Source organism: Pseudomonas sp. HMWF006 (assembly GCF_003061205.1).
GTDB lineage: Bacteria > Pseudomonadota > Gammaproteobacteria > Pseudomonadales > Pseudomonadaceae > Aquipseudomonas > Aquipseudomonas monsensis.
The window spans coordinates 1,538-2,377 of sequence record NZ_QAIU01000260.1; the positions used below are offsets into that span (position 1 = coordinate 1,538).

1 protein-coding gene is annotated in these 840 nt (G+C 63.8%); it reads left to right on the plus strand.

Annotated features, from left to right (window positions below; genetic code table 11):
• On the plus strand, positions 1 to 840 hold an 840-nt coding region (locus DBR24_RS10665), incomplete at both ends, for an ATP-binding cassette domain-containing protein (protein WP_128614706.1).

Below are 840 nucleotides of genomic sequence, written 5' to 3' on the forward strand. Positions count from 1 at the left end.
AACATCGACCTGACGATCAACGCCGGGGAAATGGTCGCGATCATCGGCGCCTCGGGCTCTGGCAAATCGACCTTGATGAACATCCTCGGGTGCCTCGATTACGCCACGGCCGGCAGCTACAAAATCAACGGCCAGGAAACCCGCGACCTCGACAATCAGGCCCTCGCCGAACTGCGTCGTGACTATTTCGGTTTCATCTTCCAGCGCTATCACTTGCTGCCGCACCTGAGCGCCATGCACAACGTCGAGATGCCGGCGATTTATGCCGGCACGCCACAGCTGCAGCGCCACGCCCGCGCCCGCGAGCTGTTGGCGCGGCTGGGCCTGGAAGAACACCTGAGCCACCGGCCGAGCCAGCTCTCCGGCGGCCAGCAGCAGCGCGTGAGTATCGCCCGGGCGTTGATGAACGGCGGCGAAGTGATCCTCGCCGACGAACCCACCGGCGCTCTCGACACCACCAGCGGCAAGGAAGTGATGCGCATCCTGCTGGAACTGCACGCGGCCGGGCACACGGTGATTCTGGTGACCCACGACCCGAAAGTCGCAGCCAATGCCGAGCGCATCATCGAAGTCAGCGACGGCGAAATCCTCAGCGACCGCACGAACGAACGTGACACCACACACCTGCTCAGTGAAGAACCAGTAACCCCCAAAGCCACCGCCACGCGCCGTCTGGTGGCCAGCCTTGGCCTGTTCAAGGAAGCCTTCAGCATGGCCTGGATCGCGCTGGTGTCGCACCGCATGCGCACGTTGCTGACCATGCTCGGCATCGTCATCGGCATCACCTCGGTGGTGTCGATCTCGGCGGTCGGCGAGGGTGCCAAGCGCTACGTGCTCAAG